This is a genomic window from Sphaerisporangium corydalis (assembly GCF_025506355.1).
GTDB classification, from domain to species: Bacteria; Actinomycetota; Actinomycetes; order Streptosporangiales; family Streptosporangiaceae; genus Sphaerisporangium; species Sphaerisporangium corydalis.
This window is the reverse complement of record NZ_JANZYP010000053.1, coordinates 21,478-35,903: the sequence shown is the minus strand read 5'-3', so window position 1 is coordinate 35,903 and position 14,426 is coordinate 21,478. Positions and strand designations below refer to the sequence as shown.

Genomic DNA, 14,426 nt, shown 5'->3' with positions numbered 1-14,426 from the left:
CCTCCCCCACCCCATACCCGTACGAACCCGAGGCTTCCGCGTCCCCAGCCCTGGCCGCGTATTCCTGTTGTCCTGCCCGGACGCCGCTGCCAGGATCTCGCCATGCCTGCCTACTCCGCACCTGACGAAACCGACCTCGCTTACCACGTCTTCGGAGAGGGCGTCCCGGTGGTCTGCCTGCCGGGCGGGATGCAGGACTCCGACTACCTCGGCGACCTCGGTGGTCTCTCGGCGCACCGGCAGTTGATCATGGTGGACCCTCGCGGTACCGGCCGGTCAGCGACACCGGCCGACGCCGCCTCCTACCGCTGTGACCGGCTGGTCGACGACGTCGAGGCCCTGCGCGAGCACCTCGGCCTCGACCGGCTGGACCTGCTGGCGCACTGCGCCGGCGCGAACCTCGCGGCGCTGTACGTGGCCCGGCATCCGGACCGCGTCCGCCGGCTGGCGCTGATCACCCCGAGCACCCGGGCCGTCGGGTTCGAGGCCACCGGTGAGGCCAGGACGGCGACCGCGGAGCTCCGCAAGGACGAACCCTGGTACCCGGTGGCGGCCGCTGCCCTCGCGTCGATCGTGGCCGGGCACGCCACCGGCGACGACTGGACGGCCATCGACCCCTTCTTCTACGGCCGATGGGACGCGGCGGCCCAGGCCCACCTGGCGGCCCAGGTCGGCCATCGCAACGACGAGGCCGCGGCCGTCTTCGGCGCCGAAGGCGCGTTCGACCCCGAGGCCACCCGCGCGGCGCTCGCCGCGTTCGAGGCGCCCGTGCTGCTGCTCGCCGGAGAGGTCGACCTGAACTCGATCCCGGGCACCGTGGCCGAGTTCGCCGGGCTGTTCCCGAACGCCGAGTTCGTCGTCCAACCGGACGCGGGCCACTACCCGTGGCTCGACGACGCCGGCCGCTTCGTCACGACGACCGCGACGTTCCTCGGCTGAGGACACCACCACCTATTGACCATGCGGTCAATTGCGCTAGCATTGACCGCATGGTCAATAGCGTTGGAAGAGATGAGCTCGCGTCGGCCTCCCTTGCGCCCGTGTCGCTCGTGAGGGTGAAGCGACTGGTGGCCGCCTACGTGGTCGTGGCCCTGGGCACGCTGATGGCCCTGGCCGTCATGGCGGGAGCGGCGCCACATCTGGCGACCTCGGAGGCATGGGGTCACGCCGTGATCGTCGCCGTGTTCGCGATCGTGCTGCCCCTGCGAACGCGCGCCGCGCTCAAGGGGAGTCCCTCCGGTCTTCGCGCGCTCACCATCATCGGCTGCGTCCTGCTGGTGGTGAACCTCGTCGAGGCCGCGCTGCCCGGCGTCTTCCCCGCGTGGATGCGCGTCGAGATGCTGGTCATCGCCGCGATGATGCTGACCCTCGCGATCCTGTCGATCCAGGTGCGCCGGAACCGCCGGCCGGTCGCCGACGACCAGGCCGATGATCCACGATGAGGGCATGACCACTTCGTCCTCACCGACCCCAGGGTCGGGTCCGCGCCGGCGTCGGCTCGACGAGAACCAGCGCCGGGCACAGATCATGACCGCGGCCGTGGCGGAACTCGCCGACTGCGGTTACGACGGCCTGTCGCTGACCCGCGTCGCCGAGCGGGCCGGCGTCTCCAAGGGCCTGCTGTGGCACTACTTCGCCGACAAGGACGACCTGATGGAGTCCACCGCCAAGGCGACGATGACCACGATCCGCGACCGCATCGCGAACTCGCTCGACCTGACCGAGCCCGTCCCGGACATCATCCGCGCGGCCCTGCGCCAGGCCGCGGGTCTGACCGTCACCCACCGGGCGGAGCTCACCGCGCTCAACCACATCGTCCGCAACCTGCGTCATTCCGATGGCGGGCCACGCGTGACGCTCGACGCCTACGAAGAGACCTACCAGGCACAGGAGTCGCTGTTCCGCCGCGGCCAGGCCGAGGGGACCCTGCGCGACTTCGACACGCGCGTGATGGCCATCACCTACCAAGGCGCGATCGACATGATGATCGAGTACCTCGGAACCGGCCGCCCCCACATCGACCCTGACGACTACGCCGGCAAACTCGCGGACATCCTGCTCGCCGGCATCCGGCGAACCTGACCCTGGTGGCACGACCCCGGACCCACCGCGCGTGGGCCGGCCCGGATTCGACCTGCCCTAGGCGCCGTGGTCGGCGGCGATGGCGTCGATGCGGGCGGCCAGCTTGAAGTCCATTTCGGTGAGGCCGCCGGAATCGTGCGTCGTCAGGGCGAGGTGCAGCTTGCGCCAGCGGATGTCGATGTCCGGGTGGTGGTTCAGCTTCTCGGCCTGCTCGGCCACGTCGTTCACGATGGCGATGGCCGTGCGGAAGTCGGGGGCGGCCACCGTGCGGCGGATCTCGTCCCCCTCACGGCGCCATTCGGGCACCTCGGCCAGCCGGGCGGAGATCGTCGCGTCGTCCAACCTGTCCATGGGACAACCCTTTCACGCGACGAACGGCATTGTCGCCCCACCCCGGATCGTCCGGCGTGCCGAACTCGTTGTTCGCCCATGGCCGACCCGATGGCGGCTCAGGGGGGTGCCGCGCCAGGATGCCGACATGCAGCCGACCTTCGTCCTCGTCCACAGCCCGTCCGTAGGCCCCTCGACCTGGCACCCCGTGGCCGGGCGGCTGACCGCGGCGGGGCACCAGGCCCGGGTGCCGTCCCTGCTGAACGTGGGCGACGGTGACCCGCCGTTCTGGCCCCGGGCCGTCGAGGCCGTCCGCCGGGACCTCGAGCAGGTCCCGGCCGGCGGCCCCGTCACGCTGGTGGCGCACAGCAACGCGGGCCTGTTCCTCCCCGCGATCCGCGCGGGCCTCGACCACCCCGTGACCGGCTCGATCTTCGTCGACGCCGCGCTGCCGGCCAGGACCGGGCCGACCCCTGTCGCCTCACCCGAGTTCCTGGAGTTCCTCCGCCCGATGGCCGTGGACGGCGTACTGCCCCGCTGGACCGACTGGTGGGGCGACGAGGACATCGAGCCCTTGTTCCCCGATGCGGCGACGCGCCGGACGGTCGTCGACGAGCAGCCCACTCTGCCCCAGACCTACTACGAGCAGGAGATCCCCGTCCCTGACGGCTGGGACGACCACCCCTGCTCGTACCTGCTGTTCGGCGCCGCGTACGACGACGTCGCCGCCGAGGCGCGCGAACGCGGCTGGCGCGTGGCGCACCTGCCCGGTGAGCACCTCCACCAGCTCGTCGACCCCGCCGGCACCGCCCGGCACCTCGTCGAGTTCGCCGCCGGATCCTGACGCGCGAAGCCCTGCCCGCCGCCCGGCGCGTGAGGCGGCGTCAGGGGCGCGGGGCGTAGCCCTGGGTGGTGATGAGCTGGGCCATCTGGTCGTAGGAGGCGGGGTCGTCGGGGGCGAAGGTGCCCAGGCCGTCCACGTAGCGGTTGTACATGCAGAAGGCGGCGGCGATGAGCACGGTGTCGTGGATCTCGATGTCGGTGGCGCCGGCGTCGCGCGCGAGGGCCACGTCCTTCTCGGTGACCGCGGTTCCGATCTGCTGCACATGGCCCGCGATGTGCAGCAGCGCCTTCAGCTTGTCGGAGATGGGCGCGGTGTCGAGGTCGGAGCACGCGTGGGCGACCAGCTCATGGCCGCCGGGGAGCTGCGCCGCCGCGAAGGCCTTGTGCGAGGCCGAGCAGAACCGGCACTGGTTGAGGGTCGACACGTAGGTGGCGATGAGCTCGCGCTCGCCCCTGGTCAGGCTGTTCTCGTCGCGTAACAGGACCTCTGCCAGCTCGTTGAGCACCTTGCCGGTCTCGGGACGGTACTGCATGAGGCCCCTGATCCCAGGAGCGTCGTTTCCCAGCTCGATGTGTGCCATGAAGTCCTTCCGGCCTGCGCCCGCGAGGGGCGGCACGGCCCGGCCGGACGCGCCGGATCCAGGCCGTGGACGATCATTCCGGCTACATCTTCACCCGTTCCAAGGGAGCGGTAAAGGGGGGATTCGCGAATAGGAGGATCCGCGCTCCGATGCCCGACACCGCAGAGCCCGGAACGGCGGAGAGCACGGCCCGCTGGGTGCGGGCCGTGCTCCTGAAGCGGGAGAGGGTCAGAGGCCGACCAGGGCGCAGGTGGCCGTGGACTTCTTGGACGGGTCGCTCTCGGAGGTGGCGGTGAGCTTGAGCGTGGCCAGGTGGGCGCCGCCCTTGCCGCGCTGGGCGTACACCGGGACGACCGCCGACCCGCCGAACTCGACGGCCGAGAGCTTGTTCGGCACCCAGCTCGACCAGCCCTTGCCCGCCACGGTGGTGGACAGGCGGTAGACGTCCGACTTCAGGTACGACGCGACGTCCTCGGGGTGCTGGCCCGCCGGCGGCGCGGCCTTGCCGGTGTTGGCGAGCGGGAAGCGGCAGGACGCCCACTCGGTGCCCTTGGCGACCGCCACGCTGGGCAGCACCTTGACCCCGCGCTTCTGCGGGCCGGCGCCGTCCAGGGAGCGGACCGCCACGGTGTAGGACAGAGTGCCCTTGTTGTCGCGCCGCACGTCGAGCACGTAGAAGTGCAGACGGTTGGCCTCGTCGACGTACTCGTACTCGCTGCCGGAGTCGGTGCCCGCGTGGAACAGCGCGTCGGACAGCTGCCGGTAGTCGCCGATCGTGATCGGGATGGCCGTGCCGTCGGGCAGGACGTAGTCGGTCATCCCGATGTCCTGCGGGTTGGCGTCGATGACCCACTCGAACGGCGCCTGGTCCTGGTTCTTGGTCTTGGCCAGCAGCACGCCGGAGTCGGGGGTGAAGGAGTCCGAACCGGCCCGGTCCACCACCTCGATCGTGTAGTTCTGGTAGCCGCGGCCGTCGCAGAACGGGTCGGTCTGGGTGTCGCAGGCGGGGGCGAGGTCACCGGTGCCGAGCGCGATGTTGACGCCCGACAGGTCGCCCGCGCCCGGCTGGGTCTCGCGCGCCGTCACCCGGGCGACGACCAGTCCCGACTGGGCCAGCGCCTCCCGTGACAGCCGCAGGACGTTCTGCTCGTCCACCATCTCCAGTTTGAGCTTGTTGCGGAGCATGTGCTGGGCGCCCATCGAGCTGCCCCCGGTGGGCGGGATGGTCCAGCGGCTGTGCGGGCCGCCGGGGCCGTTGAAGGTGCCCCGGCTGAGCATCTCCCAGGGCCCGGTGTAGTCGCGCCGCGCCGGCACCCCGAAGGGGTTGTTGTAGTTGTCGCCGATGCCGAGGATGTGGCTGAACTCGTGGGCGTAGGTGCTCTGGCCGGAGCTCTCGGCCTGGGTGGAGGAGCCGCCGCCGGCGTTGGGCCAGATGGTGGAGGCCGACGCCCACGAGGTCCACTCGACGTACCGGGTCCTGGCCCAGTTGGGCAGGGCCGGGTCGGGCGGGCCGAAGACGTCGGTGACGTCCTCCTTGGCGGGGAACTTCATCGACCCGAACTCCTGCCAGGTCGACGACTCGTCCTGGCCGGCGCTGAGGTAGAAGACGAAGTCGTACTTGGCGAGCTCGTCCTCGCCCGCGCTCGCGGCCCACGCGGCACGCCCGTCGGTGCGGATGTTGCGGTTGCAGGTGTCGCCCGCCGGGCAGGCCGTGCCGCTCTGGAACTCCATGGCGTACTCGTGGGACTTGCCGGGCATCTCGTACGGCCCGAAGGCGTCGAGCCCGACGCCGTACCTGCCGCCGGAGTCCTCCATCCAGTACTCGTGGATGGTGTGGCCGTGGTTCAGCGTGCCCGGGACGTTGAGGAAGTCGTGGTAGAACTTGCCCACCTGGTCGCGGGGGATGTCGTGCGCCTCGGCGCTCGGGTTGCTGAACACCGTCGACCCGGCCGGCTGGGTGACCACGAACGGCTGGTTCGGGTAGTCCAGGAGCACCAACGCGCCCTTGAAGGTGCGCGTGGACCCCTTGCCCGCCGGGTCGGCCCAGGTCGTCCCGGGGACGGCCTTGTAGTCCGCCCACGTCATGTGGTCGGGGTTCTTCCAGTTCTGCGGGTCGATCGCGGCGGGTCCGCCGGGCTTGCCCTTGAACAGTGCCTCGGGCGCGGTCTCCTGCCAGGGCTGCCGCTGCGGCCACAGGTCGGCCTGCCAGGGGTTGGCGGGCTGCGGGGGCGGCTCCGCGGAGGCCGGGGCCGCGGCGAGTCCGAGCGGACCGAGCACGACGGCGATGAACAGTACGGTCAGTCGACGCTTCCTGCGGCGGGTTGAGGACTCGGTCACGGTCTCACCACTCCATCTTGGCCGGAACTCGGCAGAGGGCGCCTTACGGACGCTGCTGACGGTGATCATCCATCAGTTGTCCGAACCGCGATAGAGGGATTTGTGGGGATTAATGATGAAATAGGTCACTCAAGAGCGTCAAAAAGGCCCGTGACACCACGCGAGGCGGGGTGGCACGGGCCTGCGACCGGACGGCTACTTGACCGCCCCTGCGGTGAGGCCGGACTGGATCTGCCGCTGGAAGATGATGTACACGATCAGCATCGGGATGATGGCCATGCTGAGCGCGGCGAACAGCCCCGGCCAGTCGGCCTCATAGCCGGCGGTCGTGTTGATGTTCGCGATGCCCTGGGTGATCAGCCACTTGTCCTCGACGCCGCCGGACAAAAGGACGATCGGCAGCAGGTACTGGTTCCACTGGCCGAGGATGTTGAAGATCGTGATGCTGATCAGGCCGGGCTTGGCCATCGGCACCATGATCTGGAAGAACGTCCGCGTGTGCGAGGCGCCGTCCATCATGGCCGCCTCCGCCACCGAGTTCGGCAGCGTCTTGAAGAACGCCGTCAGGAAGAACACGGTGAACGGCAGCGAGTAGGCGATGTAGACGAGGATCACGCCGAGGTGGGTGTCGATCAGCCCGAGGTTCCGCACGACGAAGAACAGTGGGACCAGGGCCAGGAACACCGGGAACGACAGGCCCGACACGAACAGGTAGTAGATCGCCCGGTTGCCGAAGAACTTGTACCGGGCGAGCACGTACGCCGCCATCGAGCCGAACAGCATGGTGAAGGCCGTGCTGACGCTGACCACGAAGATCGTGTTCAGCATGTACCGCCCGATGTGCGCCTTCTCCCAGGCCCGCCCCCAGGACGCCCAGCTGAAGCTCTGCGGCAGCGCGAGCGGCGCGTCGCCGACGATCTCCGGGTTGGTCTTGAAGGAGGCGAGGAACGTCCACAGGATCGGCCCGACGACCAGGATCGTCCACACGATGAGCGCGATGTGCGAGAGCGCCCCGAAGGGGTTCACCGGCCCGCGCGGCCGGCGGCCGGCGTCGGTGCTGTCCGCCTTGGCCACCCGGACCGCGCTGGTTTGGGTCGCCATCATGAAAGCTCGATCCTCTCGCGGCGCGTCACGCGCAGGCTGAGCGCCGCGAACGTGATGGTCAGGAAGAACAGCGCGACGCCCATCGCCGAGGCGTAGCCGAACTTGGAGAACGTGAACGCCGTGCGCCAGATCTCCAGGGGCAGGACCGTGGTGGCGTTGTCCGGGCCACCTCGGTCCACCGACAGCACCTGCACCAGGGCGAAGCAGTCGAACGCCGCGATGCCGAGGTAGACCCAGCCGACCTGGATGGTGTCCCAGATCAGCGGGAGCGTGATGCTGAAGAACAGCCGGAACCGGCCGGCGCCGTCGAGCGCCGCCGCCTCGAACACGTCCCTCGGGATGGCGGACATGCCCGCCGAGAACAGCACCACGTAGAAGCCGACGGACTGCCAGACCACCACGGCCATGATCGACCACAGGGCCAGGTCGGTGTTGATCAGCCAGCCCACCGGGTCGACGCCGATCCACTTCAGCAGGCCGTTCAGCACGCCGGTGTTGTCGGGCCGGTAGATCGCCTGGAACAGCACGCCGACGACGGCCACGGCCAGCACCTGCGGGAAGAAGTACACGACCCGGTAGAACTTCGAGCCCCAGACCCCGGTCATCGCCCCGCCCCTGCTGCCTCCGCCGAGGTTCAGCAGGAACGAGAAGAACAGGGCGATGGCGATGGTGATCAGCGGCATGGCGAGCAGCAGGAGCCCGTGGTGACGGACCGCCGCCCAGAAGACGTCGTCGTCCAGCAGTCGGGTGAAGTTCTCGAACCCGATGAACTGCGGGTTCGCGGAGATTCCCCGCCAGTTGGTCAACGAGATGTAGAAGGCCTGCGCGTAGGGACTGATCACGAAGACCACGTAGAGGATCAACGGGATCGCGAGGAAGGAGAAGATGAACCCGTACCTTCTCAGCCTCGCGCTGAACAGCCCTGCGGCGAGCCCGCCGTCGCCTTGCCGCATGATTCGCTACACCGTCCGGTTCTGCTTGGTGATGCCGGAGTCCGCCTTCACCGAGTCGGCCTTCTTCTGCATCTTGGCGCAGAACTCGTCGGCCGAGATGCGGCCGAACATGAGCGCGTTGGTCTGCTTGCGCAGCTCGGTCTCCAGCTCCTTGTACCAGTTCTCGAAGCTGCTGTAGGTGACGATGTTGGCGCCCGCGGCGGTCTGGGCGTCGTTGATGCTCTTGAGGCCCGGGGACAGCGTGAGCCCCTCGGCGGCACCGACGACGACCGTGAGGCTGCCGGACTTCTCGGTGAAGCCCTTGGCGCCTTCCTTGGAGAGCATGATCCGGGCGTACTCCAGGGCGCCGGCCGGGTTCTTGCCCTTCGAGGGGATGATGTACGGCTCGCCCGCGGCGGCGCGGATGGCCTCGAACGGCATCTTGTCGGCGGAGGTGAGGCTCGGGGTCGGCGTCACGGCATACTCGAACGAGGCCGGGGTGTTGGCCTTCTGCTCGTTCTCCAGCCAGGAACCGGAGGGGTAGAACGCGACCTTGTCGTTGTTCTGCCGGGTCTGGACCTCGGTGTGGATGAGCCCCTCGTAGCTCTTGTCCATGAACTTGCCGATCTCCGCCCACGCGGCGGCCGACTGCTTCACCGAGTCGCGCGTCCATGCGCCGTCGGCGAGGTTGTCGATGTCGATCAGCACCTGGTTGCCCTCGACCTTGGCGGCCGTGATCAGGATCATCCAGTACTGGTAGTACGAGGCGTTCTTGCCCGCGTAGGCGTACGGCGTGAGGCCGGCCTTCTTGATGGTGTCGCAGATGGTCTTGAACTCGTCGAACGTCTTCGGCGGGGTCCAGCCCTTCTCCTGGAAGAGCTTGCCGTTGTACCAGAGGCCGTAGCCGCTGGAGACGTAGTTCAGGATGTAGGGCTTGCCGGCGATGAGGCCGGACTCGACCGTGCCCGGGATCAGGGTGTCCCTGACCTTCTTGCTCGGGTCGTCGATCGAGGGGGCGTCGAAGAGCTGGGTGAGGTCCAGGAGCTGGCCCTCGGTCTGGAGAGCGCCGTTGTCCATCAGGTCGGAGCCGGAGTTGGCGATGAAGTCGGGAACGTCACCGCTGGCGAAGCGCGGCTGCAGCGTCTGGGCGATCTGCTGCGTGGCGACGTGCTTGACGGTGGCCTTCGGGAATTCCTTCTTGTACAGCGGCTCGTGGACGTCGGTGGCGTACGCGTCGCCGAGGCCGCCCTTGAAGATGACGACTTCGAGGGGGGCGTCCGCCTTGACGCCGAAGGGGTTGGCCGCGGAGGTCGCCGCGCCGCTGGCGGTGGCGGTCGGGGAGGCCGCGGAGTTGCCCCCGCTGGTCGCGCAGGCGGCGAGGAAGCTGGCCGCGGGGCCCGCGACGACCGCGGTCAGGCCGATCCGGCGGAGCATCTGCCGCCGGGTGATCTCTCGGGGCGTGCCGGCGGAGTTGGACATGCAACCCTCCAGAAATGGGGCAATCAATTAGGAAAGTTTCCTAAACGTTTGAGGAACGTACGTCCATCCCCGTACAGCGTCAAGTGGTATGGGCCAACCCGTGATCGAGCTGTGGCCGACCAGCAAACTGCCCGCTACAAACGGGGATGTCCAGTGACGGGGGAAACTCCCCCGTAACCTAACAACAGCACAGGTCATCGCCCGATGATGGCACAAACCGACGCCAAATCGACACCCCCTTGACCCGGTCTAGACCAGCTCTATGCCGACCGCCTGTCATGTCGCCCTCAGACCCCCTGGCCGCCCGCCATCTGTCCTGCGGTGGTCGCCCAAAGCGGTTGATCCATAACGCAAAGTCATTCATGCCCGGGGTGCTGTCCACGGAGCGGACCGGGGCGCCGTCACGCGCGCGGAGCGGCTAGCGTCAGAACCAACATTCCCGACATTCGAGGAGCAAAGGGTTGCCGCTCCAGATGACCGGCGCTCCCAGCGATCCCGACCTCATCCGTCTGCCTTGGGATCTTCCCCTGGAGAACTGGCCCGAGCACCATCTCGTGACGCTGCCGCGCGGCATCTCCCGGCACGTCGTGCGGTTCGCCCGGCTCTCCGGGCGCGTCTACGCGATCAAGGAGATCAGCGAACGGTACGCCAAACGGGAGTACCAGCTCCTGTGGGACCTGAGCCGGCTCGACACCCCGTCCGTGGAGCCGGTGGCGGTCGTCACGGGCCGGACCGACGCGGACGGCGAGCCGCTGGACTCGGCCCTGATCACCCGGCACCTGCAGTTCTCGCTCCCCTACCGGGCGATGCTGTCGGGGACCCTAAGGCCGGACACGCTCATCCGCCTGCTCGACGCGCTCGCCGTGCTGCTCGTGCGGCTGCACCTGGCGGGCTTCTACTGGGGCGACTGCTCGCTGAGCAACACCCTGTTCCGGCGGGACGCGGGCGCGTTCGCCGCGTACCTGGTGGACGCGGAGACCGGCGAACTGCACCCGGTGATCAGCGAGGGCCAGCGCAACCACGACATCGAGGTCGCCTACGTCAACATCTACGGTGAGATGCTCGACCTGGAGGCGGGCGGGTTCCTGCACGCCTCGATCGACCCCCTCGCCTTCGCCGACCAGCTCTGCGAGCGCTACCACCGGCTCTGGAACGAGCTGACGCAGGAAGAGATCGTCGAAGACGTCGAGTGGCACCTCATCGACCAGCGGATCCGCAGGCTCAACACCCTGGGCTTCGACGTCGCCGAGATGATGGTCAGGCGCAAGGCCGGCACCGCCCGGCTGATCGTCCGGCCGAAGGTCGTGGACGCCGGGCACCACCAGCGCCGCCTGCTCCGCCTCACCGGGCTCGACGTCGAGGAGAACCAGGCCAGGCGGCTGCTCAACGACCTGGACTCCTTCCGGGTCGCCAAGGGGCTCCGGCACGAGGACGAGGCGATCGTCGCCCACCGCTGGCTCGCCGAGACCTTCCAGCCGACGGTCCGCGCGATCCCGCCCGAGCTGCGCGGCAAGCTGGAGCCCGCGCAGCTCTTCCACGAAGTTCTCGACCACCGCTGGTTCATGTCCGAGGCCGAGGGGCATGACGTGGGGCTCGACGCGGCCCTGCGGTCGTACGTGGACACGGTGCTGGTGTTCAAGCCCGACGAGAAGGCCATCATCGGCGCCGACGCCACCACCGACGCCCTCAACCCCTGAGCCGGTCGCACGGCCCGGCGGGCGGGATGGCGGGCCCTCAGCGGGAGTCCGCCGCGGGAGGCGTCTTCGGCGGGGGCGTGCCTTCGAGGGTGCTCAGGTGGGCGGCGGCGTGCCTTCGAGGGTGGTCAGGTGAGCGGCGGCCTCGCCGAGGCGGTCCTCGGAGAACACGCGCACGCCGTGCGCCTCCAGCAGGGCCGTCGTCACCCCCGCGCCCGGCGCCGTCCGCCCGCCGAACGTGCCGTCGTGGACGCGCAGGCTGCCGCAGGACGGGCTGCCGTCCTTCAGCACCGCGATCCTGATCCCCGCCGACCGCGCCTGGGCGAGGGCGGCGTGGGCGCCGTCCAGGAAGTGGCGGGTCACGTCGGCGCCGGCCGGCGTCAGGACGCGCGCGGCACCGGCCAGGACGGCGGCGCCCCCGGCGCCCGCCTCGATCTCCGCGGGCGGCCTCGGCACGGGCAGCCCGCCCTCGACCTCGGGGCAGAAGGGCACCAGCCGCCCCTCGGCCCGCCAGCCCGCGAGCAGCGCGTCGTCCACGGTCTTGGCGCGCCCGTCGAACCGCACCCGCCGCCCCATGAGGCAGGCACTGACCAGGATTCTCTCCACCCCCTCACGGTAACCCGCGCCGCCCGGCCCCCGCCGTCGCCCGGCGCGCCCGGACCCGCCGAGCCGTCACCCCTGCCTCGCGGGATCGGGGGTGAGCCGCCGAACCGGCCTCCCCGCCGGGTCAGCCGTCGAGGGAGATGGCGGTCTTGGCGTACTCGATGGACTCCTCCGCCGGGGGCCCGCCGGGGTTCTCGGTGGCGAGGGCCTGGTTGAGCTCGGCGAACGGCCGCATTCGCACCTCGTACCGGGCGAGCGCGGCGCGGTGGTCGCCGCCCGAGGCGCCCAGCTCGGCGGCCAGGACGTACGCGCCGACCAGCGCCAGGCTGGTGCCCTGGCCGGACATCGGCGAGGGCGAGTAGCCCGCGTCGCCGACCAGGGTCACCCGGCCCGCCGACCAGCGGTCCATCCTGATCTGCGCCATCGCGTCGAAGTAGAAGTCCGGGGCCTCGCCCATGGCCTTCAGCAGCCTCGGGGTCTCCCAGCGCAGGCCCGCCATCCGCTCGGCGACCAGGCTCTTCTGCCGTTCGACGTCCCCGTAGTCGTGCCCGGGGGCCTCGGAGGCGAAGCCGAACGTGACCCTGATCTCGCTGTTGCCCCGGACCGGGTAGATGCCGTAGCCCGCGTCGCCCTCCCTTAGCCAGACCTGCCAGTCAGCGAGGTCCAGGAAGTTGTCCGCCGAGAAGATCGCCAGGTGGGTGCCGAGGGGGTGCAGGAACGTCCGCTCCGGGCCGAAGGCGAGTGCCCGCACGGTGGAGTGCAGGCCGTCGGCGCCCACCACCAGGTCGAACGTGCGGGATCCGCCCCGCTCGAACCCGGCGAGCACCCCGTTCTCGTCCTGGTCGAGGCTGGTGACGGAGTCGCCGAAGACGTACTCGACCTCGTCGCGGGTGCGCTCGTACAGCAGCCGGGTGAGGTCCTCGCGCAGCAGCTCGACGTCGTCGCCGTCCAGCCTGCCGCCGCTGAAGGTCATCTCGGTGGACCGCCAGATCTCGGTGCCGTCGCCGTCGAGCATCGTCATGCCGCGCATCCGGGTGCGGGCCCGCCGCACCTCGTCCTCGACGCCCATCCGGGCCACGACCTCCAGGGCGGTGCCGCGCACGTCGATCGCCTGGCCGCCGGAGCGGAGGACCGGCGTCCGCTCGACGACCGTGGGGGTGAGTCCACGGCGGCGCAGCCAGTAGGCCAGCGCGGGCCCTGCGACGCCGGCGCCCACGATGAGTACAGTCTTCATGATGCCTCCTCATACGGTGTACACAGGTGAATGTACAGCGTATGCACAGCGCCGCCAAGTGCACGTTTTCCTGCTCTGTCCTAGTACAGCGACCGATGAGGGCCGGAGATCCCTGCTAGGGTCTGTACTAGGACAGGAGAACGGGAGAGTGAATCTGGTGACGAACCCTGATCCGCCCTACCTGCGCATCGTCACCGAGGTCCGGCGGCGCATCCAGGACGGCGAACTGGCCCCCGGCGACCGGGTGCCCTCCACGCGGCAGATCGCGCGTGAGTGGGACGTCGCGCTCGCCACCGCCACCAAGGCGCTCACCGTCCTGCGCCAGGAGGGCCTCGTCCAGGCCCGCCCCCGCGCGGGCACCACCGTCGCCGCCCCGGCCTCGCCCGCCGCCAAGCCCGCGTCCACGACCGCCCCCGCCTCGCCCAGCTCCGCACCTGGTTCCGTGTCTGGCTCCGCGCCGGCCAGGCGACGTACCGGCCACGACGACGGCCAGGGCGCGCCCGAGCCCGACCGGGAGCTGACCCGTGGACGCGTCGTACGGGCCGCCATCGAGATCGCCGACGCCGAAGGGCTGGCCGCGCTGTCCATGCGCGGCGTCGCGGCCCGGCTCGGCGTCGCCACGATGTCCCCCTACCGGCACGTGACCAGCAAGGACGAGCTCGTCCTGCTGATGGCCGACGCCGCGTACGCCGAGGAGCCCTACCCTCCCGAGGTCCCATCGGGCTGGCGCGAGCGCCTGGAACTCGTGGCCCGCACACTGTGGGTGCTGCACCGCAGGCATCCGTGGCTCTCGCACGTCACCGCGCTCACCCGCCCGCTGCCGGTGCCCAGCCTGATGGTGCACGGCGAACTCGCGCTCAGCGCCCTCGACGGCCACGGCCTGGCACCGGCGGCCGTGCTCGACCTGCACGCGCTGATGTTCAGCTTCGTCCAAGGCGTCGCGGCCAACCTCGAACGCGCGGCGCAGGACGAGGCGGCGACCGGGATGTCGGAGGACCAGTGGATGGACGTCCAGGGCCCCGCGCTCGCCGCGATCGCCGCCTCGGGGCGGTACCCGACCTTCGCCAGGCTCGTCGGGGAACTCCAGGACGGCTACGACCTCCACCTGGACGACCTCTTCGAACTCGGCCTCCGCCTCCTGCTCGACGGCCTGGCCCCGCGCATGGGAGACCCGCCGGGTCAGGGGCGGCCGGCGCGTTAGGGGCGG

14 protein-coding genes are annotated in these 14,426 nt (G+C 70.0%); 6 read left to right on the top strand and 8 right to left on the bottom strand.

Annotated features, from left to right (window positions below; all coding sequences use genetic code 11):
- Positions 1–102 precede the first annotated feature (102 nt).
- From NYZ98_RS29635 to NYZ98_RS29625, 3 genes are all read left to right on the top strand, one after another.
- A complete protein-coding gene (locus tag NYZ98_RS29635; RefSeq protein ID WP_262846863.1) occupies positions 103–939 on the top strand; it encodes an alpha/beta fold hydrolase in 837 nt (278 codons plus the stop codon).
- Between the two features lie 110 nt (positions 940–1,049).
- Positions 1,050–1,442: a hypothetical protein gene (locus NYZ98_RS29630; protein WP_262846862.1), complete on the top strand. Its 393-nt coding sequence runs from the start codon at positions 1,050–1,052 to the stop codon at positions 1,440–1,442.
- A gap of 4 nt (positions 1,443–1,446) precedes the next feature.
- Positions 1,447–2,082, top strand: coding sequence for a TetR/AcrR family transcriptional regulator (locus NYZ98_RS29625; protein ID WP_262846861.1), 636 nt, complete (start codon positions 1,447–1,449; stop codon positions 2,080–2,082).
- Between the two features lie 57 nt (positions 2,083–2,139).
- On the opposite strand, the gene NYZ98_RS29620 is transcribed toward NYZ98_RS29625, so the two are convergent.
- Positions 2,140–2,433, bottom strand: coding sequence for a 4a-hydroxytetrahydrobiopterin dehydratase (locus NYZ98_RS29620; protein WP_262846860.1), 294 nt, complete (start codon positions 2,431–2,433; stop codon positions 2,140–2,142).
- Between the two features lie 127 nt (positions 2,434–2,560).
- Between NYZ98_RS29620 and NYZ98_RS29615 the strand changes: the two genes are divergently transcribed.
- Entirely contained in the window at positions 2,561–3,256 is a 696-nt protein-coding gene (locus NYZ98_RS29615; protein WP_262846859.1) for an alpha/beta fold hydrolase, read from the top strand.
- Between the two features lie 40 nt (positions 3,257–3,296).
- On the opposite strand, the gene NYZ98_RS29610 is transcribed toward NYZ98_RS29615, so the two are convergent.
- The 5 genes from NYZ98_RS29610 to ngcE form a co-directional block, all read right to left on the bottom strand.
- Positions 3,297–3,836: a carboxymuconolactone decarboxylase family protein gene (locus NYZ98_RS29610; RefSeq protein ID WP_262846858.1), complete on the bottom strand. Its 540-nt coding sequence runs from the start codon at positions 3,834–3,836 to the stop codon at positions 3,297–3,299.
- Between the two features lie 228 nt (positions 3,837–4,064).
- Positions 4,065–6,173, bottom strand: coding sequence for a M6 family metalloprotease domain-containing protein (locus tag NYZ98_RS29605; protein WP_262846857.1), 2,109 nt, complete (start codon positions 6,171–6,173; stop codon positions 4,065–4,067).
- 195 nt (positions 6,174–6,368) lie between these two features.
- Positions 6,369–7,277 (bottom strand): carbohydrate ABC transporter permease, encoded by a 909-nt coding sequence (locus NYZ98_RS29600; protein WP_262846856.1) that lies wholly within the window; start codon positions 7,275–7,277, stop codon positions 6,369–6,371.
- Positions 7,274–8,230, bottom strand: a complete 957-nt coding sequence (locus NYZ98_RS29595) for a carbohydrate ABC transporter permease (protein WP_262846855.1) — start codon at positions 8,228–8,230, stop codon at positions 7,274–7,276. The genes NYZ98_RS29600 and NYZ98_RS29595 overlap by 4 nt, the downstream gene beginning before the upstream one ends.
- A gap of 6 nt (positions 8,231–8,236) precedes the next feature.
- Positions 8,237–9,688 (bottom strand): N-acetylglucosamine/diacetylchitobiose ABC transporter substrate-binding protein, encoded by a 1,452-nt coding sequence (ngcE, locus tag NYZ98_RS29590; protein ID WP_262846854.1) that lies wholly within the window; start codon positions 9,686–9,688, stop codon positions 8,237–8,239.
- A gap of 461 nt (positions 9,689–10,149) precedes the next feature.
- Between ngcE and NYZ98_RS29585 the strand changes: the two genes are divergently transcribed.
- Positions 10,150–11,385 (top strand): DUF4032 domain-containing protein, encoded by a 1,236-nt coding sequence (locus tag NYZ98_RS29585; RefSeq protein ID WP_262846853.1) that lies wholly within the window; start codon positions 10,150–10,152, stop codon positions 11,383–11,385.
- 93 nt (positions 11,386–11,478) lie between these two features.
- On the opposite strand, the gene NYZ98_RS29580 is transcribed toward NYZ98_RS29585, so the two are convergent.
- Together NYZ98_RS29580 and NYZ98_RS29575 are read right to left on the bottom strand one after the other, a co-directional pair.
- A complete protein-coding gene (locus NYZ98_RS29580) occupies positions 11,479–11,988 on the bottom strand; it encodes a DUF523 domain-containing protein (protein WP_262846852.1) in 510 nt (169 codons plus the stop codon).
- A gap of 121 nt (positions 11,989–12,109) precedes the next feature.
- On the bottom strand, positions 12,110–13,219 hold the full coding sequence (locus tag NYZ98_RS29575; protein ID WP_262846851.1) for an FAD-dependent monooxygenase: 1,110 nt from the start codon (positions 13,217–13,219) through the stop codon (positions 12,110–12,112).
- A gap of 157 nt (positions 13,220–13,376) precedes the next feature.
- On the opposite strand from NYZ98_RS29575, the gene NYZ98_RS29570 reads away from it, so the two are divergent.
- Positions 13,377–14,420 carry a TetR/AcrR family transcriptional regulator C-terminal domain-containing protein gene (locus tag NYZ98_RS29570; RefSeq protein WP_262846850.1) on the top strand — a complete coding sequence of 348 codons (1,044 nt, stop codon included), beginning with the start codon at positions 13,377–13,379 and terminating at the stop codon, positions 14,418–14,420.
- The last annotated feature ends 6 nt before the right edge of the window (positions 14,421–14,426 follow it).

Coding starts and splice junctions, on each gene's coding strand:
- NYZ98_RS29635 (WP_262846863.1), top strand. CDS start 103: ATGCCTGCCTACTCCGCACCTGACGAAACCGACCTCGCTTACCACGTC.
- NYZ98_RS29625 (WP_262846861.1), top strand. CDS start 1,447: ATGACCACTTCGTCCTCACCGACCCCAGGGTCGGGTCCGCGCCGGCGT.
- NYZ98_RS29620 (WP_262846860.1), bottom strand. CDS start 2,433: ATGGACAGGTTGGACGACGCGACGATCTCCGCCCGGCTGGCCGAGGTG.
- NYZ98_RS29615 (WP_262846859.1), top strand. CDS start 2,561: ATGCAGCCGACCTTCGTCCTCGTCCACAGCCCGTCCGTAGGCCCCTCG.
- NYZ98_RS29610 (WP_262846858.1), bottom strand. CDS start 3,836: ATGGCACACATCGAGCTGGGAAACGACGCTCCTGGGATCAGGGGCCTC.
- NYZ98_RS29600 (WP_262846856.1), bottom strand. CDS start 7,277: ATGATGGCGACCCAAACCAGCGCGGTCCGGGTGGCCAAGGCGGACAGC.
- NYZ98_RS29595 (WP_262846855.1), bottom strand. CDS start 8,230: ATGCGGCAAGGCGACGGCGGGCTCGCCGCAGGGCTGTTCAGCGCGAGG.
- ngcE (WP_262846854.1), bottom strand. CDS start 9,688: ATGTCCAACTCCGCCGGCACGCCCCGAGAGATCACCCGGCGGCAGATG.
- NYZ98_RS29575 (WP_262846851.1), bottom strand. CDS start 13,219: ATGAAGACTGTACTCATCGTGGGCGCCGGCGTCGCAGGGCCCGCGCTG.